Source organism: Dyadobacter sp. 22481 (genome assembly GCF_052044875.1).
GTDB lineage: Bacteria > Bacteroidota > Bacteroidia > Cytophagales > Spirosomataceae > Dyadobacter > Dyadobacter endophyticus.
In genome coordinates this window covers 1,059,614-1,084,943 of sequence record NZ_JBQENV010000001.1, presented here as the reverse complement: position 1 = coordinate 1,084,943, position 25,330 = coordinate 1,059,614, and the positions used below count along the sequence as shown (strand labels likewise).

The following is a 25,330-nucleotide window of genomic DNA, read 5'->3' as shown; positions in this document are numbered from 1 at the left end:
GTACCGGGCCGGTCAGGGGGGACGCGTATAACTATTTTAATAAAGCTCCTTAAACTTATTTAATATCGCCGGATAAACCTGGCCGCGACAACTGCTTGCGGATCTGGCTCAGAAATACGGGCGTAATGCCCAGGTAAGACGCAATGTGCCGTTGGGGCATGCGCTGTTCGAGGGTGGGGTATTTGGTAACGAGCGCCTCGTAACGTTCGGCGCCGGTCATAGAAATGGCATTCAGGATACGCTGGTCCTGTGCGATGCCTCCCTTCTGTTCGAGTATCCGCCAGAAGCGTTCAAATGCGGGAATGTCCTTGTAAAGCTGTTCGAGGTCATTCTTTTCTATTTGTAATAAAACAGAGGCTTCCAGCGCCACGATGTTCCGGGTGGCCGGGACCTGTAAATGGAAACTGGTGGAATCGGATATCCACCAGTCTTCCATCGCGAAATGCAGGGTATGGTCGTTCCCCTTCTCGTCCACGTAAAATGAACGAAGAAAACCTTTGCAGACGTAGCTTTCATACTGGCATACATCGCCCTGCTGAACGAGGTATTGCCGGGGAAGCAGCTTACGGACTTTCAGAATGGAAACAAAATGGGCCTGTTCGGTCGCCGTGAGCTCGATGCGGCGCAGAACATGGTCGATGATCATCCTTTGCAATGCGGGGTCTTTTTCCAATGGATTTTGCAGCCTGGTGTTTACGGCAAATATTGGAAACTAATCTTTGCGATCCAATCTGTACGATCCGAAGGCCTAGCTGAGCGTACCGCCGTCGATGGTGATCACCGAGCCGGTGGTGTAGCTGTTGGTTGGGCTTGCCAGGAATGCTACGGCATCGGCAATGTGCTCGGGACGGCCATATTTCGGGATCGACATCATACTCCGCTGAAAATCCGAGAATTCTGATGTCGACGGGTTCATATCCGTATCCACCGGCCCCGGCTGAATCAGGTTTACAGTAATGCCCTTCGGTCCCAGGTCCCGCGAAAGCCCCCGTGTAAAGCCCGACAGCGCCGATTTGCTCGCCGCGTACAACGTCGCCTGCGGTACCGCCGCTCGGTCGGCCATGCAGCTGCCGATGGTAACGATACGTCCGCCCTGCTCCATCTTGCGCGAAGCCGTGAGGCACGCCTCGAATACGGATTTGACATTCACATTCATTACAAAATCATAGTCCTCCGTGGTGTGCTCCTCGAACGTCTTGCCCACATACACGCCGGCGCTGTTAACGAGGATATCCAGCTTGCCATAATGTTCGATTGCCTGGTCGATGGCAGCCGACACGGCCCCTTCCTTCGCATTGTCGGAATGCAGGGCTATGGCGGTGAGGCCGTCCTCTGCCAGTTCGTTTACGAGTGCTTCGGCTTGGGTTTTACTGTTGACGTACGTAAAAGTCACCTTTGCTCCTTCCGCAGCGAGCCTTTTTACAATTGCGGCCCCGATGCCCCTCGATCCTCCTGTTACAAACGCGACCTTGTCTTTCAAGTTTTGCATGATGATGAATTGGTTTTGATTCATTGCAAAACTACCCTGCTACTCGTAATTTTACAGGTACTAACATATTTATCAAGTACTAACACAAATGTAAGTTATGCGAAAACAGAGCTCCACGAACCTTGAAAACGAAATACTGATCAACGGAAATTGTGATATGGCCTACACTTTGGACCTGATCGGTGGCCGGTGGAAGCCATCGATCCTGTGGCGGCTTGCCTATGGCGCCCTGCGGTACAGCGATCTCCGCCGCAGCCTCCCGGCCGTCTCCGAGCGGATCCTTATCCTGCAACTCCGCGAAATGGAGGCCGACGGGCTCATCAGCCGTAAAGTATACCCCGAAGTCCCGCCCCGTGTGGAATACCAGCTTACCGATCTCGGCAAAAGCCTCGAACCGGTCATTAACATATTGACCGACTGGGGCAGCGAAAACCGCCCGAACTCGGAAAAAAGAAAGGTGCGGTGCCCGGTATTAACAATTAAATAACACGCATTTTCCACGTACAATCGGCACAAGTTCAAATCTTCGTGCGTACATCGGCATGGGCAGGCGTAATTTTAAACACGCGGCCGTATCCCCGAAATACGCAACGTTATGAACAACCGTGACCCGTTTTTGCACCGTTATTTCCCCTGGCTGCTGCTGGCGGGCATCTTACTCAACATTCCCGGCCTCTGGCTCGACATCATTGAACCCGACGGCGCACTTTATGCCACCATTGCCAAGCACATTGTGCTGCATAACGACTGGGTGAACCTCTACGGCGACGGTCACGACTGGCTCGACAAGCCTCATTTCCCGTTCTGGATGGCGGCCATTAGTTACAAGGTCTTCGGCATCACGGGTTTTGCGTACAAACTGCCCGCATTCCTCTTCTGGCTCCTCAGCCTGCGCTATACCTATCTCATAACGAGGGATTTATATAATGAAGACGTTGCCAGGATAGCGGTACTTATCTACACGGTGGCCCTGCACAGCACATTGGCCAACTTCGACGTCCGTGCTGAGCCTTACCTCACTGCCTGCATTACCGGCGCGGCCTGGCATATGCTGCGTGTAAATGCCCGCGCCCATTGGCTGCACATCGTATGGGCCGCATTGTTTGCCGCCTGCGCCATCATGACCAAAGGTGTATTTGTGCTGATTACGCTTGCTGGCGGCTGGGCCATCTACTGGCTCATAACCAAGCAATTCCGCGAATTTATCAATTACCGCTGGTGGATGGTGCTCGCGATTTGCTTCGTTTTCATCGTTCCGGAGCTTTACAGTCTCTACGTACAGTTTGATTTACATCCTGAGAAAGTGGTTTTCGGACGTACAAATGTCTCAGGCGTACGTTTTTTCTTTTGGGATAGCCAGTTCGGCCGGTTCTTCAATACGGGCCCGATCAAAGGAAAAGGCGATGTGACGTTCTTCGTACATACTACGTTATGGGCATTCCTGCCGTGGTCTCTCGGACTTGTAGGCGGGATCGTTTACCTGTTGAGGTTCGAGAAAAACCGTGATGCGATCCGTTGGGTAATTTATGGTAGCACGCTGGTAACTTTCCTGTTGTTTTCATTGTCCAAATTCCAGCTCCCGCATTATCTGGTCATCGAATTCCCCTATTTCTCGATCATCACCGCTTACTTCTTCACCGAGCTCGCAAAGCGTTCTCAATTAAAACACCTTGTCACGATTCAGACCGTACTGCTCGTGCTGACGCTCGTTTTCATTTCCGGCCTGCTCTACATCACCCGCATTGAGCATGGCATTGCCGCCGCGGTCATTGGGCTGGTGATCGTTGTTACGGCGTGCCTCGTCCATTACCGCAATGCCATGCAGCAGTTGCTTTTCAAAGGCTACGCGATGGCCGCTATGTTATACATTTTTCTGTTTCAATTCTTTTACCCGTTTTTACTACAATATCAATCCGGGATGCTGGCGGCGCGGGTCATTCCTGAAAAAGACAGCCATTTGCCTGTTGCAGCCTATGGTTCATTCTCTTATAGTTTCGAGTTCTATTCGCCGGGTGAAGTCAAACTGATCAAAAACGGTAAGTATCTCAACGATTTCATCGACACCGCGCCCTGCTACCTTTACACGACTGCCGCCGTCGCCGACAGCCTGATCCGCTCCGGCGTCGACGCCGAAGTTCAGGCTTCGCCGAAGCATTTTCATGTGACGCGATTGAAATATGGTTTTCTGGATGAAAAAAAGCGGAGCGCCGTGGTAGAACCCCGCTACCTGCTCTACATCCGCGACGTGCATACACTGTAAATTACACGTTTAGCCTACATTTTTTTCCCATTTATTCTTTATTAATTCCTAGTTAAGCCAATATTATAGGTGCGCGTCTAGATTTGGATCAGCCCGGAAGGCTCACGCCGGGCATTTACTCAAATCTTTCACCTTAAATCAATCCTGATGAAAACAAACTGTTTACTGTTGCTCCTGTTGCTGACAGTGACCCTGCCCTCGTATGCGCAGGTGACGCCCGTGGACGATTGCGAATCGCTCACCGGCTGGGGCGGTGGCGGCAACACCCTAAGCCTCGACAGCGACGCGCCTGTGCAGGGAACTTATTCCATTAAGTCCGAGGGCGGCAATACCGAGCGCCTCCGCCGGACATTCCCGACGCCGATCAATACCGGCATCGGCCTCACCGAGCTGAACATCGCTTACCTCCAATTCTCGCTCTTCGTGTCGGACGTCACGAAGTTCAGCGTGTCGGGCGGGCAGTTCGAAATTACGAGCTCAGGCAACCCTGATACCGATGAATACAACTGGGGTACAGGCAGCGTAAATTTGCGCAACGGCTGGAATAACGTGGTGCTGCGCCTGAGTGCAGCAGGTAAGCAGGGCAACCCCAACCTGGCGGCGATCAATTTTTTCAGGTATTACAAACCCATTAATGCAGGGGAATCGATCATTATCAAGATCGATAATGTCCGTTTTACCAAAGGCTATGAAGGCAGTGTGCTTACGGGCGCGCATATTTTCAACGCAGCTGATAACACGGCGGGCTGGTCAAGCGGCGATCCGTCGGGCGGCGATGCGCCGGGCATAGATACGGGCAACAAGATCCTCGGCAGTGCATCCATCGTCAAAACCGGCTCAGGCCCCAACTGGTTTACATACAATCCCGCGCCGTTCAATACCACCGTGACAGAGGCCAATGGCATAGTGAAATTCTGGCTGTTTGTTTCCGACGCCACCAAAATGAATGGCAACGGAAGCATCGTATTCTCATCATCCGGCCAATCGGGAACCGATGAATACCGCTGGAACCTGGCCAGTCAGAAAGTCCTGAACGGCTGGAACCATATAGTTCTGCATTTGCCGGATGCAGCGAAAACAGGTAATCCAAACCTCTCGGCGATCAATTACTTTCACATCAACCAGCCGGTTAGCGGAGCCATTACCGCCCGGATCGATGAAATAGAGTTTTATGAGCCTACGCCGGCGACCACGCCCGTTCCATCGGCCAACACGCTGAATGGAAAAGTAATGTTCGGCTACCAGGGCTGGTTTGGCCTCCCCACCGACGGCAATCCTGTCCACAACTGGTGGCTGCACTGGTTCGGCGGTGCACCCGACCACGCGAATGCTACCGTAGATATGTGGCCGTACCTGGGCGACTATCCGTCCAATGAACTTGTGGCTACCAATATGGTGTACAGCAACGGCGCGCCGGCAAAACTGTTTTCAAGTTACAACTACAATACCGTCGACCAGCATTTCAAATGGATGCGCGAGCACGAGGTCGACGGCGTTTTCCAGCAGCGGTTCCTACAAAACTTCCGGACAGGCGATCCGCGTGTCCCCCGGCATTTTGAAAAGGTGATCGAGAATGTACAAACCGCCAGCTTGAAGTACGATCGTGTTTATGCGATCATGTACGACCTTTCCGGTGCGGACGCCACTTCGACCGAAGCAGTGATTGCCGACTGGAAACAGCTCGTGGATGCAATGGGCGTCACTTCCGAGAGCAACTACCTGTGGCACAAAGGCCGCCCGCTGGTCGCATTGTGGGGGCTTGGCCTGGCTTCCAACCCCGAAGCCACTGCGGCCCGCTCCGATAAGCTCGTCAAATGGTTCCGCGACGGCGATCCTACCGACCCGACCGACGATCCCAAATACCGCGCAACCGTCATGGGCGGCCTTAACGACAACTGGCGTACGCATGCCGCCGAGTGGCTCGCGGTGTACGACCAACTCGACGTGATCAGCCCGTGGTCGGTGGGACGATATAATAATGAAAGCGGCGCCAATGCATTCGCGATCAACTCGGTAAGGCCCGACATGGCCTATTTGCAGCCCAAAAACATCGATTATATGCCGGTCATCTTTCCGGGGTTTTCGTGGTTCAACCTGCAAACTGTGCGGAATAACCCTTCGGCAGCCATTAAAAACGCGATCCCGCGCAACGGGGGCAGCTTTTTGTGGCAACAGTCGCAGAATGTGATCAACGAGGGGGCGAGCATGATATACCTGGCAATGTTTGACGAAGTGGACGAAGCGACCTCTTTTTTCAAAATGGAGAAATTCGCAGACCATACCCCGAAAGGCGGCGATACCTGGTTCCTCTCGCTCGATGCCGACGGCTACGATCTTACGCCCGACTGGTATATGGCCATTGGTAGTTATACCAAAAAGGTGCTCGCGGGCAAGGCCACGAACAGCCTTTCTGTTCCGCTCTACCCCAATGCACTTAGCACCACGGCGGGCCAGCCGCTACCTGTTACGCTGGTGAGCTTTGCCGCCCAAACCGAGCAAAACAATGCATTGCTGAGCTGGCGCACCTCGCAGGAAACCAACAGTTCGCATTTTGAAATACAGCGGAGCACCGATGCCAAGGCATTTGCGACCATTGGAACAGTTAATTCAAACCAAAACTCCAATGTGAGGCAGGATTACATTCATGCAGATGTCAACCTGCCTGCGGGGCGTTTCTATTACCGCCTGAAAATGGTCGACGGCGACGGCTCCTTCGGTTACAGCAGCATCGCAACGGCGGAAATCAAGACGCCCATGACGGTGAAAGTCTACCCAAACCCGGCTGCCAGCGTGCTTTCGGCAAAATCCGATACACGGATTTTAAAGGTGGATATTGTCAATGCTGCCGGACGTAAAATGCATTCATCCTCGCCCGGCAAGCCATACTTTGAACTGAATATTGCCAACTGGCCCTCCGGAACATACATTGTAAAGATCGACGGTGTTGAGCGGAAGGTCGTAAAACCCTGAATTCAGACCAATTCAAGCCGGGGCATTCTACGCCCCGGCTTATTTTTTGACATACCGCAAACCCACCGAAAGACCGATCTGGTAAGGCTGGATTTTAAAAGGATTGTCGGGATTACGCAATTTAGACAGGCTGTATTCAAAATAAGGTCCGACGGTCATAGCAACATGCTTGCCCGCAAAGAGTTCCTTCCCGAACCCTGCATTTACCCACACCATATTCTTTTTCGAGGTAAGGTCGCGGCTAAATTCTGCCCCGACGTCCCCAAAATAGTTGCGCAGGAAATGCGACCGGCGTACCGCATGCTTTTTCGCGGATATACCTACCAGACGCGCCGTACTCTGTTCCTTCTGCGGAATGCCTTTTCGAACAACCTCATAATTGCCCGTAAGATCCGGCCCGACGGTAAATTCGCTGGTCGCGATCTCATAGCGGTACGACTGCCTGAACTGCCCGTAGTTGAGCAGCAGCTGGAAGCCTTTGCGCTCCACTCCGGCCGAAAACTTGTATCCGACCGTTTCCGCGGAGATGTTTGCCGGAAAAACAAAGTTCTGGTAAACGACGCCATTTCCCGGCCTTACGGTCAGGATCTGGAAAGTGCGCAGCGGCGTTATGCCTACAATGATGCCCCAGCGTTCTTTGACCTGAAATGCATAACGTTTTTGCGGTTCCCCGGGTGTTACGAGGCTGTCGGGTGGCCAGCTATATTGTGGAAGGGCCATTGGCCTGTGATCCAGCACCCCGATGTCTTGATCGGCCAACGCAGGCCCTTCCAGTTCCTTCATATTGCTTTGATTGATAGAGTCGCTGTTGGATAGCGGGCTTCCGAAACCTATTTTCTCCAATTCTGATTCCAGGAACGCCCTGTCCTCTGACGAAATATCCTTATCCCGAATCCAGATAGAACCAAACGATGGATTAGACCTGACCATGTCGATAAACTTTACGACATCCGCACGCTTGAACCTGTATGGTTTCGCGACCGTACGGGTTGCACGTGAGACACGCGCACCCACAACTTCCCACGTAGCCGGCACCGGCCCTGATTTGACCGATGTTTCGTGTTGAACCAAATCCGTATTGCCTGTGCGGATTTCAGCCACCGGAGCAAGCTTGCCCCCTTCTGGCTGGCCTTTCTGCATTGCCGGACCGGGAGTAGTTGTCGGTGCCTTAGAAAACTCGTGGGCAATCTGCGGCACAGAAAGCGATACCAGGTATACGGTCGCTGTCAAACCGATCAATAGCAAAAGTGAGGCTATCAGGGCGGTCTGGACCATGCTCGTTCCTCCACCCAGCCCTTTGAATATCTTTTCCCGGAGGGTCGGGTCGGGTAGTCTTTCAAAATTGTCGAATCGTTCCCGGAGCGCTTTACGCAACTCCTCGTCGATAGGCTCGTCAGAAGATTTCATATTGCGTAATTCCTTTTTCCTGTAACTTTTTCATTAGCAAATTTCTTCCCCGCAAAAATTGCGATCGTGACGTGCTGTCGGAAATAGCCAGCATTTCGGCGATCTCACCATGCGTGTAACCATCTATCAAATGCAGGTTGATGATCATCCGGTATCCGTCCGGCAACGTGTTGATCACATTCAGCAGTACGTTCATATCTATCTGAGTGATAATCTTTCCATAATCTCCCGAATCGAGCTCCCGCTGGTAATTGTCCAGGTTCGAGTACAGCTGCTGCTCCTTCGTCGTCCGGTGATAGTAATTGATCGCCGTCCTGATCACCACCGATTTAACCCAGGCATCGATCACCTCCACGTTTCTCAATTCATTGATATTTTTAAAAACTTTGATAAACCCGTCCTGAAAAATGTCCTCCGCTTCGGCCTTCGTTTTCGCATAGCGCACGCAAAGCCCCAGCAGCCTGGATTTGTACCGTTCATAGAATGCAGTCTGTGCCCTGGTATCGCCAGCCTGACAGGCCCGTACCAGATCGGCAAGCGAACTGTATTTCTTGCTGCGGAAAAAGGTCATTCAGAGGGGTTATGAAGTGTATCGTTGAAACAATTATTGTTCTTTCAGCGGTATATCGTTGTTTGATACGACATATTTACAAAGTTTCCATCCTGGTCGAAATTGAACTGGCAATTTTCGTTTGTCCCCTGCAAAACGATCACATAACCTGTCCCAATGGGGTCCGAAAACTTATATCCCTCGAGTATTTTCAAAGAGGCAAATGCCGAGCCTTTTACAAAGTTCTGTATTTTCTCAGGGTATTCATCAATATGATAATAAAATGCTTCGGCACGATAAACGGTACTGATCAATTTGCCCGGAGCATTAAAAGAAAATTCATAACTGGTACTCGATGCAGTGTATGCATTCACCTCATATTCTTTTTCATTATTTGCATTAATAGAAACCCGCGCATTTGAAAACCTCAGCTTTTCTCTTTCCAGAAAGCTTACTACCGGACCGGGCAGCGTATGCAGCTCATCTTTTCCGATAATGTAGGAAAACTTGACATAAGGCTCTAACCGAACCACATATTTAATAGCATTGGCAGGCTTATATCGCACCCATGTGAGCAGGTATTCACTGTTATTCCAGGTATATTTGGAATGGAAAACCTTATCTTCATTTACCTGAGGCACAGGCTCTTTGTAAACATCTGCCACGCCGCCGCTCACGCTCCGGGAGGGTAACGACTGTCGCATTGAATCGGGAACCGCACCATACATCCGGTACACGCTCAATATCTTTTTTGTATTTAAAGCCGCGTGAAAAGGATTGCCATTCAATTTGTAATAAACCTCATAGAGTTTTTCCTTTTCTATTGCCTGAAAAGTAGCATCCGTAGCGTCTGGATATGCATCGGACATTACCTTGATGATCGCTTCCGGCAATATTTCCGGCGGGATCACCTGTCGATCTTTATAATTGCTGCATCCTTCCAGAACGAGGATTAAAACAATTAAAAGAAATAATCTGTCGGTATACCTTCTTTCATTCATAGCATCAAATAAGTTGATCGCCGGGGTGCCAATTGTGTATTTAATATATGGATACTCCTAATTTGTGCTCCGCATCCCGGTATTCGACGTCCGTCATCCAGGCTGCGCGCATTATAAAAGCATAAGTTATTTTTCCAGCTTCCGTTTGCTCTTCCACCACGATCCGTATCCGCTCTGAACTGGCCGCTCTTCGGGCTTCTTCCACGCCCCGGAACAATGGGGCAGGCTCGCTGGCAACATACCCCGAATCGGGCCGCCAGTCGCTTCCCGACAATGCCCCCGCAAGAGACCGGATACTTTCTGGCAGTGGGAATTTCATTACCTTACGCTCACTGTCCCAGGCCCATTCCCCACTTTCCTTCACCGTCCGGGGCATCATTACACACTTAAATTCACCAAACGGGACGTTGCCGTAAGCGCCCGACATCTTCATTTCGCTGACGACGCCCTTCCCGAAATAGCCCCGCCCAAACTGTACCGCTACCATCGGGATCACTTCGTTCAGGTAATGGCTGTTCAGCAACGGGGATACCTCCCTTACATTCACCGTTGCAATCTGATCTTCTTCCTGAAGGGCTATTTCCTCGATGCGCCAATACCTTTCCTGTACGATCATCCTGCCCAGGAATTCGGCTTTTGTAAGCCCCTGGCCTGATTTCGGTCCTACATTCGTTTCCGTGTCGCATGCCAGCAACGACAGCATTACAAAAAGAAGGCTGTTTGCTAAGCATATCCAGGTCTGCCGTTCGCGTCCGGCTTTTCCATGCTTTATTATCATTCGTCAGATCGTAAAAAAGTCTTCCCGCAGGTTCGCCCGTGGGGCGGAACATGCAGGAAGACACCCACTTTCAAAAAAACGCTGCACGGAACAGGAAAAAACTTTAAGCCATTCCCGGAAGTTTGAGACCAGAGCCTTTCAGAGCCTCCATTAGTTTCTCCTGGATTTCCATTTTAGTGTCCACAAAACCGTGCGCGTCCAGCCACACATTCACCATCACTTTGTAACCGTCCGGCTCGATGGAGGATATCCCGATACGTCTTGCGGGGACTTTAAGGGCACTTTGGGCATGATCGAGGACATTATTGACGATGTTTTTAACCTCCCTGAAATCGATACTGTTGCTAAATTTCATCTCTACATCGAGCCGCCTGTTGCCCGAGCCGCTGACGTTGATGATCACTTCATTCGAGAGCTTGCTGTTAGGGATCACTACCTTGCGGTTATCGTACGTTTTCACCACCGTATAAAAGATTCTAATCGCTTCGACGGTCCCCTCCTGTCCCTGTGCCACGATGTTGTCGCCCACATGAAAAGGTTTGAGGATCAGGATCAGTACGCCACTCGTGAAATTTTGTAAAGTACCCGACAAAGCCAGGCCCGCCGCAACACCAATTGCGCCAATCAAAGCGGCAAAAACCGTCATTTGAATGCCTACTATCTGCATCACGGAGATTACGAGCAGCACCCGCAGAGAGGTCACCGCGAGGCTGAGGAGGAAGGGTGTGAGCGACGGGTCGATGTTGCGTTTGGACATGTGTGTGCTGAGCCAACGCGAGAGCAGACGGATGAGCCAGAAGCCGGCGATCAATACGCCTATTCCCAAGAGAACGGGTGGCCCGGTTTCCAATATCCACGCGTAAGCTTTGTTATAGAATTGCTGAATTTTCATGATTTGACTTCATTGATTTAGATACCGGCCTCGCGAAAAAAATCCGTTCCAATGCCCGTTGGCATATTTTTTGACCCTCGCCTTTCAATTAGTTAAGGAAAAATCCCAACAGACATGGAAATCCATCATCAACAAACCAAATCATCCGGGGTCACCGCTGGCCGGGCCTCGATAGGCCGCGCCACGATTGGCCGATATGCAGTGTACCTGATCATGGCGGCGATCGCCGCGGGTATTGGGTTTTACTTTTATGCCCCAAAGCCGGTCGACAAGGCAGCCAACGAGAATATGTCGCTCTTCTTGCAAAACAAGATCAGCGATGTCGATTTAAAACTTAAAAACGGCGATAGCGACACCGATTTGGCCACGCGACTTTCGTGGCACAAGTCGAATACTGCTTTGTATAACGAAGCTAAGTCCAATTCCGACAAGCAGGTCGCTGAACAGCGTGAAGTCCTGAAAAAGAAAATGGTACAAGTCCAGGAGCGCGACTTCCCCGAATTGCGCACCGAGTATGTCGAATCCAAAAAGGAAGCGCTCAATGAGCAGCATGTCGTCATTGGATTAGCAGGCAGTCACCAGGAGGTACTGACTTTTGAAGGTACAATGTTCAAACCGAAGCAGGTTCAGGAAGATTTCATGAAGAACATTTACGGGATCGTGAATGACCTGCGGTTTAAAAAAGTGGTATACAAATGGTCAGAAGCGCCTGATGGGGTGCACAATTACGAGATCAGATCGAAGGCGGATGGGGAGATCTAATAGCGGTCAGTGGTCGGTTGACGGCGGTCGGTTAACGGCCGTCGCCCCAAATTCACTCCGATAAATCCTGATGAGCAGCAGCAGGTAGCTGATCAGCAACGGACCGAAGATGAAACCCCAGAAGCCGAAGAGCCTCAACCCGGCGATCAGGCCCAGGATGGTGATTACCGGATGCACATTCCCGACTTTCTGCAAAAAGGTGATGCGCGCCACATAATCGATGTTTCCGATAATGACTGCGCTGTAAGCGGCGAGACCGATCGCTTTTCCGGTTTCACCTTTTGAAAACAGGAATATCACAAGCGGCAGCCATATCATCGCCGTACCGATCACCGGGAAGAATGCACACAAACCGGTGATCAGCCCAAGCAGCACGAAGTCTTCGATGCCGACAATCCAATAGCCCACCAGCGCCACCAGTCCCTGGATCAGTGAGATCAGCGGAATGCCTAGTGCATTGGCACGCACCATGCCGCAAGTCTCGTCTGCGATCGATTCTATATTCTTGTGTTTGAGCGGAATAAAATGTTCGAGCGTATCTTCCATGAGCCGACCGTTTTTAAACATAAAAAAGACCAGGAAAAGGATCATCAGCAGATTTCCGACCATGGTAGCCGAGCTGTTGAGTATCCCGGGGATAAAGCTCGCCGCTTTTTTACGGATGTCCGTCGTAGCCTCTTTGGTAAGTAAGTCCTGCCCGGTCCATTCGCGGAGTTGTGAGGATATTGCGTCAATCGCATGATTTACGGGTTCGGGATTTTCCACGATCATATTGATCTTTTGAAAAATCATCTGGATTGCAAAATATACCGGCACCACAATACAGGCCATAAACACTACCATAAAGAGGATCGCAGTGAGGCCCTTCTTCCACTTCCGCTGTTCGGTGAGGTGAAAATAGTACTTCCGGCAAAGGATATAAAGCGTGAGGGCACCCAGGAAGCCGGGGAAGAAAACATAAAGTTCCTTGAAAACGAGTATTGCCAACGCGGTGACAATCAGCAGAAACGCTACCTGCCGAATTCGGTTATTAAAGTCTGCGACCATGAATGTTTGATTTTTATCAATATACGCAGTGCAATTATTATACCAGTGGCTCCGGCAATAGGCAAAAGAAAAACGCAGCATAACCTGTTATGCTGCGTTTTTCTGTATATCGGGATGGCTATGCCGCCGATTGATCGTCTACTTCTGCATCGGGTGCATTTTTCTTAACGGACTCGATCCCGTTGTCGCGGCTGGCTGCACTTTCATACATTTCGCTGCTACCGATCGACTGGCCGTTGGTTGCTTTTAAAAGAAAGTAGAATTTGTCATTTTTGGAAGTAAGGCGCTCGAACCGCGCATCGTCCTGCGCGTTTTTTCTCACGGACTCAACACCATTCTCGCAAGCAGCCTTCGTAGTATAACCTTCGCTGGCGAGGATTACCTGACCGTTTCCGGCTTTCAGGTTAAATTGAAATTCTCCGTTGGCCCTTTTTGTTATTACAAATTTTCCCATGTTTTGAAAAGATTGGATTAGGCTTTCAAAGTACGATTATCTTTTATCAATGCAATGCTATACGTTGTCGAAAAAACGCTATACGTTCTTGATGCCGGCCCGGATCAGCCGCGCCACCCGCCCGCGATAGGGAGCGCTCACGGGCAGGATATGCGTATCGATTTCGATCATTTGCTCATTGAATGCCGTTATTTTGCTGATCGACACGATCAACGAGCGGTGTATCCTCATAAAGCCCTTTCCCGCCAGCCGCAATTCGATCGCGGCAAGTCCCTGGTAAACGATAATCTCCCGCTCGCTGGTTTTGATCTTCGCATAGTTCTTGACCCCTTCGATATACAGCACTTCCCGAAGAAATATCTTCACTACCGACTTTCCCGAAAACAGATACACAAAAGGCCCCTGATCCGGGATCACCTTCCTCTTCCTGGGCTTCCGCTGGAAACTTCGCTTTACAACCGGTGGAATCGTGGCGTAATAGCGGTCGATACTATCGAGAAATTCCTCGAAAGCGACGGGCTTCACCAGGCAGTCGACGATGTGGTCGTCGCCGCCAGGCGCCCACTGTTTTTTCTTGTTCGACAGGAAAATGACCCTCGGGCGGCAGGGTAACATTTTCAGAAATGCCTCTCCGGTAACTTTCGGAAGCATCACATCCAGGAAAAGAAGGTCGATCTTGTGCCGCTGAAGATACATCAGTCCGTCGATCGCGTGGTAGAATGTCCCCACGTGTTCCAGCGAATCCAGCTCGCCGATGTAGGATTCGAGAACGCTCGCAGTGTACGGTTCGTCGTCGATGATCAAACATTTAATTCTGCTCATAAAAGTAATCCGGTGAAAAGATACATTTCAATTGACCGGTCAAGTAATGAAAAGAAGCGAGCTGAGTAGATGGCGCTCAATTTCCAAATAATTCGGGAAAACTCCAACGCCATCCCTGCGGGTCTGCGGCAATAGCATCAGATACTTTTCAGGTACATCCGCAGCGCCCGCATTTCGGTATCCGAAAATGCAGCAGTCATCTGCCATGGCATCGGTGCTTTCAGCTCGGTACCATCCGGCCGTTTACCCGTGCGGAGCGTCTGGAAAAACTGCTCGTCGGTCCAACGGGCGCTTTTCCCTGTAGATGAAATGTCCGGTGTACCGCCCTCTCCCGGCGTTCCCTTCATGTCGGGCTTGTGGCAACCCGTGCAAATCTGGGTCACATATTTGCCGAAATCGGGGGTAACGCCTTCACGAATGGCCATTGGAACGGGCGCCTTATGGTCTATTTTTTCGGCTTCAAACAGTTCCAGTTCGCCCAGATCGGCCATGATGGTAGCGCCCACGCCTATCTCGCTCGGCGGATTCTCACGGTTTACAGGCGGCACCTGTGCGCAATAGGCGATCACAGCTTTCAAATCGGTTTCGCTCAGCTGATTAAACCCGGCCGAAGGCATGTAAATCAGCGGCGTACCGTCGCGCTGCACGCCGTGGCGGATCGCCCGTACCCAGTCGTCGGTATCGAAATCTTTGGGCACGCCGCCCTTTCCTTTGGTGAGATTCCGGGCTGTAAGCCGGCCGATCCCTTTTTGTTCGAAGAGTACTTTTCCGCCGAGGTCTTTGTCGTGGCAATCGGTACAGCCTTTGGTAGTCACAAGGCGCCTGCCCATGGCGAGCGTAGCAGAGTCGTTGGGAATGTCCAGTTTGACGGGCTTCACCGCATAAACTTTGTGCTGACGCTTGCCGATCATAATGTAGGCCTTGGTGTAGTAACCGACGGCAAGCAGGATGATGACCAGCAACGTACGGCCGGTCCATTTCAGGATTTTTTTTAACATGGCTTTTTGACAATAACAGTTTGTAAAAACTGCCGACGCTGGCCGGCGTTGCAAAAATGCCCTGTCGCCCAGCCTTTTCCATTGTCAAATCCGTCGAAGCGTCATAATAGCTGCATGAATTGTAGTAACCTATTTACCAAGCCACTTCTTGAAGTCCATAGCCTTTTCGCGGCTGATGATCACCTCGCTCTCTGGCGCGGGTGTGAGCGCCAGTTTGATCTTGTTGTTAAAATAAGGATTGATCTGCTGCACACAATGCACGCTGATGATGAACTGGCGGTTTGCCCGGAAAAAGCAGTCCGGGTCGAGCATTTTTTCGAGCTCGTCGAGCGTGTAATCGATCGGGTATTTGTGATTGTTTTTTGATTTGAAAAGACTCGTCCCCTCTTCCGAATAAAAATAGGCAATATCGGTCACCTCTATCGGCACCCATTGCTGTAAATGCTTCACGAGGAAGCGCTTGCGGTATTCCGATGGCTGCATTTGCTGGCGCAGCTGCTTCACGAGCGAGTCGATCGCATCTCGGTCGAGGTTGGCGGCATGTTTCGCAGGATCGCTCTCGGCACCTTTGGTAAGGCGGTTGTATTTTGCCAGGCTCGCTTCCAGCTCCTGGCGCTTAATCGGTTTCAGCAGGTAGTCGATACTATTCACTTTGAATGCCCGGAGCGCATATTCATCATAGGAAGTCGTGAATATCACCGGCGATTCCACTTTCACCTGGTCGAATATTTCGAAGCTCTGGCCGTCGGCGAGCTCGATGTCCATCAGGATCAGATCGGGCACTTCGTTGTCTTTCAGAAATTCCACCGATTCCTGCACGCTCGCGGCTTTACCCACAATTTCTATATTACCATCAATTTCAGTTAATAGTTTGGAGAGTTTTCTCACCGCCAGGTCCTCGTCTTCAATCAATAATACCTTCATAAGCCGGTTTTGTTGTTCATGTTTAAGGGTGAAAATTTAAGTCAAGATAACCAATTCCCGAAACCCGCGGGAAACGGAAACGCATAAACGTCCTATGAAACGGTATTTACCGCCCATGAAACGTCACCGTGCCACCGGCACCGACATAATATGACCTTGAAACGTCCGATCCCCACCTGCATACGTCCCATACACCAACTTGTACGCTCCACCTGCCGTATGGCACATTTGATGCACAATGCCCGCGGCGAGGCAGTCCTGTCATCCTAATTTTGACACAAGCAATTGCGAATCTGTTAGCCATGAAAAATAGAAAATTCCCTATCGGCACGAGGGTGCTTTTCCTGTACTATCTCGTGCTGGCAACAGTACCCTTGGGCTGCATCGAATCAGCTCCCGTGTCCGATGAAGTGAAATCTTCGGCGCCCGGCTTCGGCAGCTCCCGACTTCGTCCGGCAGGTCCGCCGTTGAGCTTTCCGTCAGGCATTAAAGTTGTCGACGGCCCGCATTGGGATGAGAAATGTGCCGGCCGGTCTGATTACGATAGTGGCATGCCGCCGGCAGCCATTGCTGCTATTGTGCAGTCGGTCCTGTACGAGGTCGCACATCCAGGGCAACTTTCCACCGGCTCCCGCGAGAAGTTATTACAACTACCTGACAAGTAATAGTTAAGCCGATTCCAGCAGCGGCAGGCTGACGGAAAAGCTTTGCGCGTTTTCGTCGATATTGATCTCTCCCTGGCCGAGCAAACTATATTTGGTCGCGATATTGGCGAGACCAATGCGGCTGGAAGCGACTTTGATGGAGCGTCTCTGCAAATTATTAGAAACCACAAGCCTGCCGTCGATCGTGGTATTGAGGCGGATATACAATGGCTGCTGAGGCATGATCACATTGTGCTTCACGACGTTTTCCATGAGTAATTGCAAAGTCAGCGGCGGCAGCATGTGGCCGCGGTATGCCGGGTCGATTTCTTCTTCCAACCGCAAATTGCTGCCGTAACGCGTGCTGAGCAGGTGAAAATAGGAACTCGCGAAGTTCAGTTCGGATTCCAGCGTGGTAAGCTCCGACTCGTTGCTGCGCAGCAGGTACCGGTACACATTGCTCATTTCATCGATAAACTGCGTGGCGAGTTCGGCATCTTCTTCGATCAGCGAGGAGAGCGAGTTAAGGCAATTGAAAAGGAAATGCGGATTGATCTGCTGTTTCAGGCTCTCGAACTGGCTTTGCAGGTTCGCTTTGCGCAGCTTCTCGGTCTCCAGCAGTTTTTGCTGCCAAAGCTCGAACGCGTACACGCCCTCATGTATGCACGTGACCACGACGTTCATGAGCGCGCCCAACGCGAGCGCCCATTCGAAGCTCGTAAGGTCATATACGTAGCCCGGGAAACGCGCCGCTTTATAACCAAAAAAGAGCCCGCTGATAATCGCTACGTTGCAAACGATATGCGCCGGGATCATGAGCAGCATCCGTTTGGGTGTTTGTTTAAAATGCGAAAACTGCTTGCGGAACCAAAGACCGATACGGGTGTGTACCAGCTGATAGGCAAGCCCGAAAACGATGGTAGACACGAGCGTTGCCTTTGCAAATACTGAAATGTCCGAGAAATAAATATTCCCTACCAGCAGGTAATTCATCAGGAAAATATACGCCGGCAGCAAAGCGAGGGCGATCCAGATATCCTGTTTGGTGTATGTTACCAGCAGCTTCACGTCGTTTCGAATTGATTACGGGGTGTTCCAATCGGTATTCTCACAGTGAAAGTCTCCCCGTCGTCGAAAAGTACCGGCTCTTCCAGGTTCAGGTCACGGAATCGGGTAATGAGCGTTTCCAGTCCTTCACGGGCTGCATTAACATGCTTCGGTTGAATAGAATTACGGACTTCGAGCTGGCGGCCCTGCGTCGCAATCGAGAGTTTCAGCGGTTTTTGCTTCATGACCACATTATTCCGTATCGCATTGTCGACCAGCGTTTGCAATGTAAGCATCGGCACCATGCAATTGGCGCAGCTGTCGTCCATATCCATTTCCACTTCTATCGCCGAGCCATAACGGGTACTGGTCAGAAAGAGGTAGGAGTTGATGAAATCACTTTCGCTTTTGAGCGATGCCAGGCCATTTTCACTCGTATGGAGCAAATAGCGGTAAACGCTTGAAAGTTCGTCGAGAAATGCGCCCGCCTGCACACAGTCTTCTTCCACGAGTGCGGAAAGTGAATTGAGGCTATTGAATAAAAAGTGCGGGTTAACCTGGTTTTTAAGGTTGTCAAACTGATTTTGCAACGCTTTCTTCTTGATCGCCTCTTCCTCTTGCAACGCGGCCCCGTACTGGTTCAGCGAGTAGATCAGCTCATATATAGCGCCCACCGCGAAGAGCGTCACCACACAAAGGATGTTGTAAATGCCATATTCCTTTAATGTAAAAACCTCCCAATCCCAACGCGCGAAATACATGAGCAGGAAAAAGAAGCCCTGGCTGAGTACCTCGATAGCCAGGTAGCCAGAGAAGGTCACGATGATCCGCTGCCGGGTCTGTGAAATATCGGGATATCGCACACGCCATTTTTCGCTCCATTGCGCCATGAGCTGCCAGGTAATGAGCGTGCAGCCGAGCCACGCCAGGGTGATGGTGAGGCTTTTCCAATTACTTCCGATAAATTTCTGTACAAGAAAAAGGTTCAGCAGCAATGCCCACACGAGGATCACCAGCGGACGGAACCATTTCCATTGCGAAGGATTTTTCAAGTTATACCGGGATATTTGGGTCCAGGAAGCAATTAATCTTCCAAATATATTTTTTTAGCCTCATATTAAAAATTACTATATTTATAATGCCTGGGCGCGTGCCTTCAACGATATATTTCCGGCCCACTGCTCGTTAACTTGTTTTGCAACACCACAATCATCTGAATGCGGCCTCCCCGGGCCGGCAAGACTTTTCTTGTTCCTCATTTAAACTCCTTCTCAGATGGAAGCAAACAGTTCCTTTAAAACAATCCCCGATTTCAGGGGCAGGGTCATCACTTCTGCCGATGCCGACTACGATACCGCCAGGAAAGTCCACAATGGTATGGTCGACAAATGCCCCGAGTTCATTATACGTTGCGCGGACGAGACGGACGTCATTAAAGCCGTTCAGTTTGCCCGTGAAAACGACCTGCTGGTGGCTGTACGCGGCGGCGGCCACAACGGCGCCGGCCTCGGCGTATGTGACCAAGGGTTAGTCATTGATCTTTCGGCCATGCGCAACGTCACCGTCGACCCGGTTGCCCGTACCATCAGGGCACAAGGCGGGTGCCTGCTGGGCGATCTCGACAAAGCGGGTCACCCTTACGGGCTTGCCGTGCCTACGGGGATTAATGCGACAACGGGCATCGGAGGGCTTACGCTCGGAGGAGGTTTGGGACATTTGACACGCTTCGGCGGACTGACGATCGACAACCTGCTCGAAGCAGAAGTGGTACTGGCCAACGGAACGAGGGTGAAGGCATCCCCTACGGAAAACCCGGACCTGTTCTGGGCTCTCCGTGGCGGGGGCGGCAATTTCGGTGTGGTAACCTCGTTTCTTTTCCGCGCACACGAGGTGCATACCGTGTACGGCGGGCCGATGTTCTGGGATATCAACGACGCCAAAGCGATGATGGAGTGGTACCAGGATTTTATCAAGCAAGCACCGGATAGTGTAAGTGGCTTTTTCAATTTTCACAAAATCCCCCCAGCACCCATATTTCCCGAACAATACCACCTTCAACTGATGTGCGGCATTGTATGGTGCTGTATCGATGAGGAGGAGGCAGCGGAAGTTTTCGATCTGGTACGCAAGTTCCGCAAGCCGCTGATCGACGCCGTGGGGCCGCTACCCGTTCCGGCGCTGCAAACCATGTTCGACGACCTTTTTGTGCCCGGATACTACTGGTATTGGAAGGGCGACTTTGTGAAACACCTTAGCCCGGAAGTAATGGATGTGCATATCAAACACGCCCACAAGATCCCCAATTTTTTCTCGGGCATGCACCTCTACCCGATCAACGGCGCTGCCGGCCGGATACGGAACGACGCTACCGCCTGGAACTACCGCGATGCCACCTGGTCCATGGTAATCGTAGGCATTTCGCCCGATCACGCCGAAAAGGATCTGGTTACCGGTTTCGCGCGCGATTACTGGCAGGAACTGCATCCGCATGGCGCTGGCGGCGCTTATGTCAATTTTATGATGGATGAAGGTGCTGACCGTGTGCAGGCGACTTATGGAAGCAACTACGAAAAACTGACGCGCATTAAAGCCAAGTATGACCCCGATAATGTTTTCAGGGTCAACCAGAACATCAAACCGGCATAACAACTGTCAGCCAGGAGCGGAGTCGAAGGCGTCTTGCGTGACGCCTTTGGCCGCTCAGGCTGACAGTTAACGGCCATTTTTTTAGAATAACACCCCTTCGTCATCCGATTTCGCCGGTGGCGTGTAAACATCCTCGGAAACCTGCGTCGAGTCGGTCGCGCATTCGCCGGTGTAGCCTTCCGGGCGCGGGAACGGGCCCTTGCGGTATTGAATGAGCGTCTGGTCGTTGTAAACCTTTTGCATGAATGCGCCCCATGCAGGCATGGCCACGCGCCCACCCTGCCCGAGCGCCAGGCTGCGGTAGTGAATGCTGCGGTCCTCGCCCCCAACCCACACACCTGCCACGAGATTGTGCGTCATGCCCATAAACCAGCCGTCGGAATGGTTCTGCGAAGTACCGGTTTTGGCCGCGATCTCATTGCCGTCTGTAACACCCCATTGCCGCAGGCGGCCTGCCGTGCCGCCCGGGTCTTCCACTGCGCCGCGCATGAGGTACAGCATATTATAGGCCATATTTTCGCTGAGTTCCTGGCTCTGCTGCTCATGAAACTCGGCCAGGAGCTTGCCGTGGCGGTCTTCGATGCGCAGGATGGTCATGGGCATCACCTTGTACCCCCCGTTGGCAAATGAGGAATAGGCCGATACCATTTCGTAGATGGAGACATCGCCCGTTCCAAGGCAAAGCGCAGGGGTAGCGGGCAAATCGCTGGTAATGCCCAGCTTGTGGGCGTAATCCACCACGGTATTGGCTTTCACCATTTTCATAATGTTAGCAGTCACCGAATTCACCGATTTCCCTAATGCCTGCCGGAGCGACAGCGGCTGCTCCGAGTACACGCCATTGGAATTTTTTGGCGTATAATCTTCCTGAACGTCGTCAACCCCGGCTTGGAATGTCACGGGCGAGTCCATGATCTTTTCACAAGGGCTTATAAAGTTTTTGTCCAAACCTGCCGTATAAACAAATGGCTTGAAAGTCGATCCGGGCTGCCTTTTGCCTTGCTTCACATGGTCATACTGGAAATATTTGAAATTGATCCCTCCTACCCACGCCTTCACGTGCCCATTACGCGGGTCCATGGCCATCATGCCTGCGCGCAGGAAATGCTTGTAATATTTGATGGAATCGATGGGGCTCATCGTAACCTCCTTTTCCCCATCCCAGGAAAATACCTTCATTTTATAAGGCTTCCGCATCACTTTCCACGCTTCCTCTTCTCCCAGTTTGTTTTTAAGCACATTGAAATACGGCAGGCGACGAACGGCTGTATTGATAAAGCCAGGAATTTCCTTCCCATTTTCGTCGATCCAGGGATTGCGGCCCTTCCAGTGATCGTTGAAAGTCTTCTGCTGCTCTTTCATGTGGCGGGTTAGCGCGTCTTCCATGTACTCCTGCATGCGCGAGTCGATGGTGGTGTAAATGCGCAGGCCGCTTGTGTAGAGGTTCAGGTCGGTGCCGTTTTCCTCGTTGTATAGCTTCACCCAGGCCTTCATATATCCGCGCATCGATTCCTGGAAATAGGGCGCCGGACCATTGGCGTGCGTTTCCATGGCAAAATGCAAGCCCAACGGCTTTTCTTTCAGCTGGTTGAAATCGTCCTCGGTAATGTCGTCGTACTTCGCCATTTGAGCCAGTACCGTATTGCGGCGGTTAATGGCATTCTGCGGGAACCGCATCGGGTTGTAGATCGTCGGGTTTTGCAGCATGCCTACCAGCAATGCCGATTGCGTTAAATCCAGGTCGCGCACATCGGTGTCAAAATACGTTTTAGCCGCTACCTTCACCCCGTAAGCATTGTTCCCGAACGACACCGTGTTCAGGTACATTTGCATGACCTCCTGCTTGGTATATTTCCTTTCAAGAATGATGGAAAGAATCCATTCCTTGGTTTTCGCGATCACGATGCGTACGACGGGTATTTTGCCCAAACTCCCTTCAAATTCCTCGGAACGCGTATTGAACAGGTTTTTGGCGACCTGCTGTGTGAGCGTACTACCGCCGCCTGAGCTCGAATTACCCGTGAGGATGCCCTTCGCCACCCGCAAAAGGCTCCGAGGATCGATGCCCGAGTGACTGATAAAGCGGGTATCCTCCGTCGCGAGCAATGCGTTGATGAGATTGGGCGAAATTTCGGAGATTTCCACCGGCGACCGGTTTTCAATCAGGTATTTACCGATCGACTTGCCATCCTGCGAGATCAGTTCGGAAGCGATCTCGCTTTTCGGGTTTTCTAACGCCTGTAAATCCGGCATTCCGCCGAAAAGCCAGAAAAAATTGTAGTTAACGGCAGCAATGTAAAATATCAGCAAAGCCAGCCCGATGCCGAATGTACGCCAGAGTAAAAGAATGCGACGCCGGTATTTCCCGGGTTTCAGTTGAATCATGTATTTTCCAGAGTAACGTACAATAAACCGACCAAATAAGTGAATTTGATCCACAAATCAGCTATTAGAACGTCACAGCGAAGGCATTTGCTATTTTTTAAGTGAAAATATTTAAGTTAATTAAAGTATACCAAAATGGCGTAAAGTGTTACTTTGGGCTTCGTTTGTTACCCCCAACTCTGATCAAGGTCATGACCAAAACCCTGAAGACGTTCTGCATGACAACCATACTGATGCTCGGCTGTGCCCGTATTAGCGTGATAGCATGCTCGTGCCTCACTGACTTTAAGCGTATTAAGTCGATGGACGATCTGAAAACATATGAATTCGTCGCATTGGTAAAAGTGACGTCCGAAACGGTTAATCCGTTTACCGATACGACGAGGTTCCGTACCGCAAAACTGGGCTTTAAGATTATCGAAAAGTTCAAAGGAAAAGACATCCGTGAATTGACCGAATTTGACATACAATCGTCCTGTGAAATGGGAATTGAAGTGGGTGACGAATGGTTACTGTTCGCCATGGTCCGTGATGGACAGGTTTCAGTAGCCGCTTGCAACAGAAATGTGCGTTACCGCGACAAGAATGGCGTGCGTGATTGGCATTTCAAAAGAGGTATTGAGGAACTGGAAGATCTGCGGAAACTTTATGACCGCGGCGAAAAGCGGAAACGCGACGGTATCGAGCGGCAACATTATCCCGACGGCAAATTGGAAGTGGAATCAACCTACTATGACGGACTAAAAAATGGCATCCGGACAGTATACCACCACAACGGAAAAATATGGGGAAAGCAAATGTTTGTAAACGATTCGCTGCAGGGAAAATCGGAGTGGTTCTACCCTTCCGGGCAGTTATACGATCAGAAGTTTTACCGGAAAGGTATTTTAATTAATATGTCAAGGGTTTATCACGACACGACCGTTACCGAACGGATGAAGAAATTCCTGATCAGGGACTTTTACGAAACGGAAGACTCATTGCGCAAAACTTACAGCCGTATTCAGGTTTGGCTCGAAGCACTTTATGATTATAATGGGCAGATTGTTTCTTCAAGACAATATTCCAGATGGGGCGTGATCGAGCAGGAGTATGTTTATCATCATGAAGATAGCACTTACACTTCCGTCTTTTACCATCCAAACGGCCAGGTGAGCTCTATAAATCATTTTAAAAACTATACCAAGCCTTACGGTCACTATCAGGGATACGACCCGGACGGCAATCCTACCAATGGCGGGGATTACGACGCCAGCGGCAAGCAAATCAACCTCCACATTCCCAAATAACTACGCAGCGCCGGGCTGGCCGGAAAACTCAACCCGCTTTTTATATTCGTTCGGACTGAGACCGGTTTCTTTTTTAAATAGCCTCGAAAAATAGGGCGGGTTTTCAAAACCCAGCAAATAAGCCGTTTCCGCTACGGTTTTGTCGGTGCTGACCAGCATGTTCTTGGCCTCGGAAACGAGGAAGATGTGGATCAGTTCGATGGCGGTTTTACCCGTCTCCTGTTTGAGCAGATCACTCAGGTAACGCGGCGACGTGTTGAGTAGGTCGGCCATCAGCTTTACGGACGGCAAGCCTTTTTCCTGGAAATTACCATTTTCAAAATAGGTCGCGAGACTTTCGTTGAAACGCGAAACGGTAGTACCCGAAAGCTGCGTGCGGTTGATGAACTGGCGCTTGTAAAAACGCTGTGAATATTTCAGCATCGAATCCAGATGCGTGAGCATAATATCGCGGCTGTATTCGTCGGTATTGTTCAAATATTCACTTTGAATGCGGCCGAAAAGATCCCAGATAATCTGCTCCTCGCGTTGTGACAAGTGCAATGCCTCGTTGGCCTCATAATCGAAAAAGCCGTATTTGCGGATTTCCGAATGCAGCGGGTGACCATTCAGAAAATCTTCGTGTACATAAAGAATAAAGCCTTTCTCTTCCAGTTCGATGTTATTCATTTCGATCAGCTGCCGCGGTTTCGAGAAAAGCATCGACCCGTTTTCGTGGTCGTATTTCGTGCGGCCGTAAAGAATATGCCCGGCTTTGATCTTTTTGAATGCAATCATGTAAAAATCCGTCGTGAACTCCCGTCGGCCGAGCGTACAACTTCTCAGCTCATCGCAGGTGAACATGCTAATCATGGGGTGTTCTGGCGTCGGCATATTGTTGGCACGATGCAATTCACTGACGCTCCTGTAATGTTCCATAGTTTTGAAACGGTTAAAATGCTGAATCAAACGCAATTAAGTTGTCA

General features: G+C 50.8%; 23 protein-coding genes. 7 read left to right on the top strand and 16 right to left on the bottom strand.

The window, feature by feature from the left end:
* Positions 1-55: 55 nt before the first annotated feature.
* Together ACTJJJ_RS04050 and ACTJJJ_RS04045 are read right to left on the bottom strand one after the other, a co-directional pair.
* On the bottom strand, positions 56-673 hold the full coding sequence (locus ACTJJJ_RS04050) for a Crp/Fnr family transcriptional regulator (protein WP_229221581.1): 618 nt from the start codon (positions 671-673) through the stop codon (positions 56-58).
* Positions 674-748: 75 nt separating this feature from the next.
* Entirely contained in the window at positions 749-1,489 is a 741-nt protein-coding gene (locus ACTJJJ_RS04045) for an SDR family NAD(P)-dependent oxidoreductase (RefSeq protein WP_440701518.1), read from the bottom strand.
* A 97-nt stretch (positions 1,490-1,586) separates the two neighbouring features.
* Between ACTJJJ_RS04045 and ACTJJJ_RS04040 the strand changes: the two genes are divergently transcribed.
* The 3 genes from ACTJJJ_RS04040 to ACTJJJ_RS04030 all read left to right on the top strand — a co-directional run bounded on the left by ACTJJJ_RS04040 (position 1,587) and on the right by ACTJJJ_RS04030 (position 6,719).
* Positions 1,587-1,976 carry a winged helix-turn-helix transcriptional regulator gene (locus tag ACTJJJ_RS04040; protein ID WP_188930381.1) on the top strand — a complete coding sequence of 130 codons (390 nt, stop codon included), beginning with the start codon at positions 1,587-1,589 and terminating at the stop codon, positions 1,974-1,976.
* A gap of 108 nt (positions 1,977-2,084) precedes the next feature.
* A complete protein-coding gene (locus ACTJJJ_RS04035) occupies positions 2,085-3,749 on the top strand; it encodes an ArnT family glycosyltransferase (RefSeq protein ID WP_440701517.1) in 1,665 nt (554 codons plus the stop codon).
* Between the two features lie 147 nt (positions 3,750-3,896).
* Positions 3,897-6,719 carry a T9SS type A sorting domain-containing protein gene (locus tag ACTJJJ_RS04030; protein WP_440701516.1) on the top strand — a complete coding sequence of 941 codons (2,823 nt, stop codon included), beginning with the start codon at positions 3,897-3,899 and terminating at the stop codon, positions 6,717-6,719.
* Between the two features lie 39 nt (positions 6,720-6,758).
* On the opposite strand, the gene ACTJJJ_RS04025 is transcribed toward ACTJJJ_RS04030, so the two are convergent.
* From ACTJJJ_RS04025 to ACTJJJ_RS04005, 5 genes are all read right to left on the bottom strand, one after another.
* On the bottom strand, positions 6,759-8,126 hold the full coding sequence (locus ACTJJJ_RS04025) for a hypothetical protein (protein WP_440701515.1): 1,368 nt from the start codon (positions 8,124-8,126) through the stop codon (positions 6,759-6,761).
* Positions 8,113-8,697, bottom strand: coding sequence for an RNA polymerase sigma factor (locus ACTJJJ_RS04020; RefSeq protein ID WP_426294689.1), 585 nt, complete (start codon positions 8,695-8,697; stop codon positions 8,113-8,115). The genes ACTJJJ_RS04025 and ACTJJJ_RS04020 overlap by 14 nt, the downstream gene beginning before the upstream one ends.
* Positions 8,698-8,741: 44 nt before the next feature.
* Positions 8,742-9,677 carry a hypothetical protein gene (locus tag ACTJJJ_RS04015; protein ID WP_426294690.1) on the bottom strand — a complete coding sequence of 312 codons (936 nt, stop codon included), beginning with the start codon at positions 9,675-9,677 and terminating at the stop codon, positions 8,742-8,744.
* Between the two features lie 40 nt (positions 9,678-9,717).
* The gene (locus ACTJJJ_RS04010) at positions 9,718-10,455 is read right to left on the bottom strand and encodes a hypothetical protein (protein WP_440701514.1); all 738 of its coding nucleotides are present in this window, start codon (positions 10,453-10,455) and stop codon (positions 9,718-9,720) included.
* A gap of 103 nt (positions 10,456-10,558) precedes the next feature.
* On the bottom strand, positions 10,559-11,347 hold the full coding sequence (locus ACTJJJ_RS04005; protein WP_440701513.1) for a mechanosensitive ion channel family protein: 789 nt from the start codon (positions 11,345-11,347) through the stop codon (positions 10,559-10,561).
* A gap of 114 nt (positions 11,348-11,461) precedes the next feature.
* On the opposite strand from ACTJJJ_RS04005, the gene ACTJJJ_RS04000 reads away from it, so the two are divergent.
* Entirely contained in the window at positions 11,462-12,109 is a 648-nt protein-coding gene (locus tag ACTJJJ_RS04000; protein ID WP_440701512.1) for a hypothetical protein, read from the top strand.
* A 6-nt stretch (positions 12,110-12,115) separates the two neighbouring features.
* Here the strand turns inward: ACTJJJ_RS04000 and ACTJJJ_RS03995 are convergent, their stop codons facing one another.
* The 5 genes from ACTJJJ_RS03995 to ACTJJJ_RS03975 all read right to left on the bottom strand — a co-directional run bounded on the left by ACTJJJ_RS03995 (position 12,116) and on the right by ACTJJJ_RS03975 (position 16,354).
* The gene (locus ACTJJJ_RS03995) at positions 12,116-13,156 is read right to left on the bottom strand and encodes an AI-2E family transporter (protein WP_188930397.1); all 1,041 of its coding nucleotides are present in this window, start codon (positions 13,154-13,156) and stop codon (positions 12,116-12,118) included.
* A gap of 118 nt (positions 13,157-13,274) precedes the next feature.
* Positions 13,275-13,610, bottom strand: a complete 336-nt coding sequence (locus ACTJJJ_RS03990) for a YegP family protein (RefSeq protein WP_188930399.1) — start codon at positions 13,608-13,610, stop codon at positions 13,275-13,277.
* 78 nt (positions 13,611-13,688) lie between these two features.
* Positions 13,689-14,432: a LytR/AlgR family response regulator transcription factor gene (locus ACTJJJ_RS03985; protein ID WP_188930401.1), complete on the bottom strand. Its 744-nt coding sequence runs from the start codon at positions 14,430-14,432 to the stop codon at positions 13,689-13,691.
* Between the two features lie 137 nt (positions 14,433-14,569).
* Positions 14,570-15,430, bottom strand: coding sequence for a c-type cytochrome (locus tag ACTJJJ_RS03980; RefSeq protein WP_440701511.1), 861 nt, complete (start codon positions 15,428-15,430; stop codon positions 14,570-14,572).
* Positions 15,431-15,559: 129 nt separating this feature from the next.
* The gene (locus ACTJJJ_RS03975) at positions 15,560-16,354 is read right to left on the bottom strand and encodes a LytR/AlgR family response regulator transcription factor (protein WP_426294695.1); all 795 of its coding nucleotides are present in this window, start codon (positions 16,352-16,354) and stop codon (positions 15,560-15,562) included.
* 302 nt (positions 16,355-16,656) lie between these two features.
* Between ACTJJJ_RS03975 and ACTJJJ_RS03970 the strand changes: the two genes are divergently transcribed.
* Positions 16,657-17,019, top strand: a complete 363-nt coding sequence (locus ACTJJJ_RS03970) for a hypothetical protein (RefSeq protein ID WP_440701510.1) — start codon at positions 16,657-16,659, stop codon at positions 17,017-17,019.
* 3 nt (positions 17,020-17,022) lie between these two features.
* Here the strand turns inward: ACTJJJ_RS03970 and ACTJJJ_RS03965 are convergent, their stop codons facing one another.
* On the bottom strand, positions 17,023-18,066 hold the full coding sequence (locus tag ACTJJJ_RS03965; RefSeq protein WP_440701509.1) for a sensor histidine kinase: 1,044 nt from the start codon (positions 18,064-18,066) through the stop codon (positions 17,023-17,025).
* Complete coding sequence (locus tag ACTJJJ_RS03960; RefSeq protein WP_440701508.1) at positions 18,063-19,097, bottom strand: sensor histidine kinase; 1,035 nt, start codon at positions 19,095-19,097, stop codon at positions 18,063-18,065. Before ACTJJJ_RS03960 ends, ACTJJJ_RS03965 begins: the two co-directional genes overlap by 4 nt.
* 223 nt (positions 19,098-19,320) lie before the next feature.
* Here ACTJJJ_RS03960 and ACTJJJ_RS03955 point away from each other — a divergent pair, with 223 nt between their 5' ends.
* Entirely contained in the window at positions 19,321-20,691 is a 1,371-nt protein-coding gene (locus ACTJJJ_RS03955) for an FAD-binding oxidoreductase (RefSeq protein ID WP_188930410.1), read from the top strand.
* 81 nt (positions 20,692-20,772) lie between these two features.
* Here the strand turns inward: ACTJJJ_RS03955 and ACTJJJ_RS03950 are convergent, their stop codons facing one another.
* On the bottom strand, positions 20,773-23,076 hold the full coding sequence (locus ACTJJJ_RS03950; RefSeq protein ID WP_440701507.1) for a penicillin-binding protein 1A: 2,304 nt from the start codon (positions 23,074-23,076) through the stop codon (positions 20,773-20,775).
* 191 nt (positions 23,077-23,267) lie between these two features.
* Here ACTJJJ_RS03950 and ACTJJJ_RS03945 point away from each other — a divergent pair, with 191 nt between their 5' ends.
* On the top strand, positions 23,268-24,365 hold the full coding sequence (locus ACTJJJ_RS03945) for a toxin-antitoxin system YwqK family antitoxin (protein WP_440701506.1): 1,098 nt from the start codon (positions 23,268-23,270) through the stop codon (positions 24,363-24,365).
* Here the strand turns inward: ACTJJJ_RS03945 and ACTJJJ_RS03940 are convergent, their stop codons facing one another.
* On the bottom strand, positions 24,366-25,283 hold the full coding sequence (locus ACTJJJ_RS03940) for a helix-turn-helix domain-containing protein (protein ID WP_440701505.1): 918 nt from the start codon (positions 25,281-25,283) through the stop codon (positions 24,366-24,368).
* Positions 25,284-25,330 lie beyond the last annotated feature (47 nt).

What these genes read in the sequence shown, in the direction of transcription:
- ACTJJJ_RS03975 (WP_426294695.1), bottom strand. Translation starts at nt 16,354, where the DNA reads ATGAAGGTATTATTGATTGAAGACGAGGACCTGGCGGTGAGAAAACTC.
- ACTJJJ_RS03940 (WP_440701505.1), bottom strand. Translation starts at nt 25,283, where the DNA reads ATGGAACATTACAGGAGCGTCAGTGAATTGCATCGTGCCAACAATATG.
- ACTJJJ_RS03985 (WP_188930401.1), bottom strand. Translation starts at nt 14,432, where the DNA reads ATGAGCAGAATTAAATGTTTGATCATCGACGACGAACCGTACACTGCG.
- ACTJJJ_RS04025 (WP_440701515.1), bottom strand. Translation starts at nt 8,126, where the DNA reads ATGAAATCTTCTGACGAGCCTATCGACGAGGAGTTGCGTAAAGCGCTC.
- ACTJJJ_RS04035 (WP_440701517.1), top strand. Translation starts at nt 2,085, where the DNA reads ATGAACAACCGTGACCCGTTTTTGCACCGTTATTTCCCCTGGCTGCTG.
- ACTJJJ_RS03945 (WP_440701506.1), top strand. Translation starts at nt 23,268, where the DNA reads ATGACCAAAACCCTGAAGACGTTCTGCATGACAACCATACTGATGCTC.
- ACTJJJ_RS04030 (WP_440701516.1), top strand. Translation starts at nt 3,897, where the DNA reads ATGAAAACAAACTGTTTACTGTTGCTCCTGTTGCTGACAGTGACCCTG.
- ACTJJJ_RS03995 (WP_188930397.1), bottom strand. Translation starts at nt 13,156, where the DNA reads ATGGTCGCAGACTTTAATAACCGAATTCGGCAGGTAGCGTTTCTGCTG.
- ACTJJJ_RS04000 (WP_440701512.1), top strand. Translation starts at nt 11,462, where the DNA reads ATGGAAATCCATCATCAACAAACCAAATCATCCGGGGTCACCGCTGGC.
- ACTJJJ_RS04045 (WP_440701518.1), bottom strand. Translation starts at nt 1,489, where the DNA reads ATGCAAAACTTGAAAGACAAGGTCGCGTTTGTAACAGGAGGATCGAGG.
- ACTJJJ_RS04020 (WP_426294689.1), bottom strand. Translation starts at nt 8,697, where the DNA reads ATGACCTTTTTCCGCAGCAAGAAATACAGTTCGCTTGCCGATCTGGTA.
- ACTJJJ_RS04015 (WP_426294690.1), bottom strand. Translation starts at nt 9,677, where the DNA reads ATGAATGAAAGAAGGTATACCGACAGATTATTTCTTTTAATTGTTTTA.
- ACTJJJ_RS03970 (WP_440701510.1), top strand. Translation starts at nt 16,657, where the DNA reads ATGAAAAATAGAAAATTCCCTATCGGCACGAGGGTGCTTTTCCTGTAC.
- ACTJJJ_RS03980 (WP_440701511.1), bottom strand. Translation starts at nt 15,430, where the DNA reads ATGTTAAAAAAAATCCTGAAATGGACCGGCCGTACGTTGCTGGTCATC.
- ACTJJJ_RS03990 (WP_188930399.1), bottom strand. Translation starts at nt 13,610, where the DNA reads ATGGGAAAATTTGTAATAACAAAAAGGGCCAACGGAGAATTTCAATTT.
- ACTJJJ_RS04005 (WP_440701513.1), bottom strand. Translation starts at nt 11,347, where the DNA reads ATGAAAATTCAGCAATTCTATAACAAAGCTTACGCGTGGATATTGGAA.
- ACTJJJ_RS04040 (WP_188930381.1), top strand. Translation starts at nt 1,587, where the DNA reads ATGCGAAAACAGAGCTCCACGAACCTTGAAAACGAAATACTGATCAAC.
- ACTJJJ_RS03955 (WP_188930410.1), top strand. Translation starts at nt 19,321, where the DNA reads ATGGAAGCAAACAGTTCCTTTAAAACAATCCCCGATTTCAGGGGCAGG.
- ACTJJJ_RS04010 (WP_440701514.1), bottom strand. Translation starts at nt 10,455, where the DNA reads ATGATAATAAAGCATGGAAAAGCCGGACGCGAACGGCAGACCTGGATA.
- ACTJJJ_RS03950 (WP_440701507.1), bottom strand. Translation starts at nt 23,076, where the DNA reads ATGATTCAACTGAAACCCGGGAAATACCGGCGTCGCATTCTTTTACTC.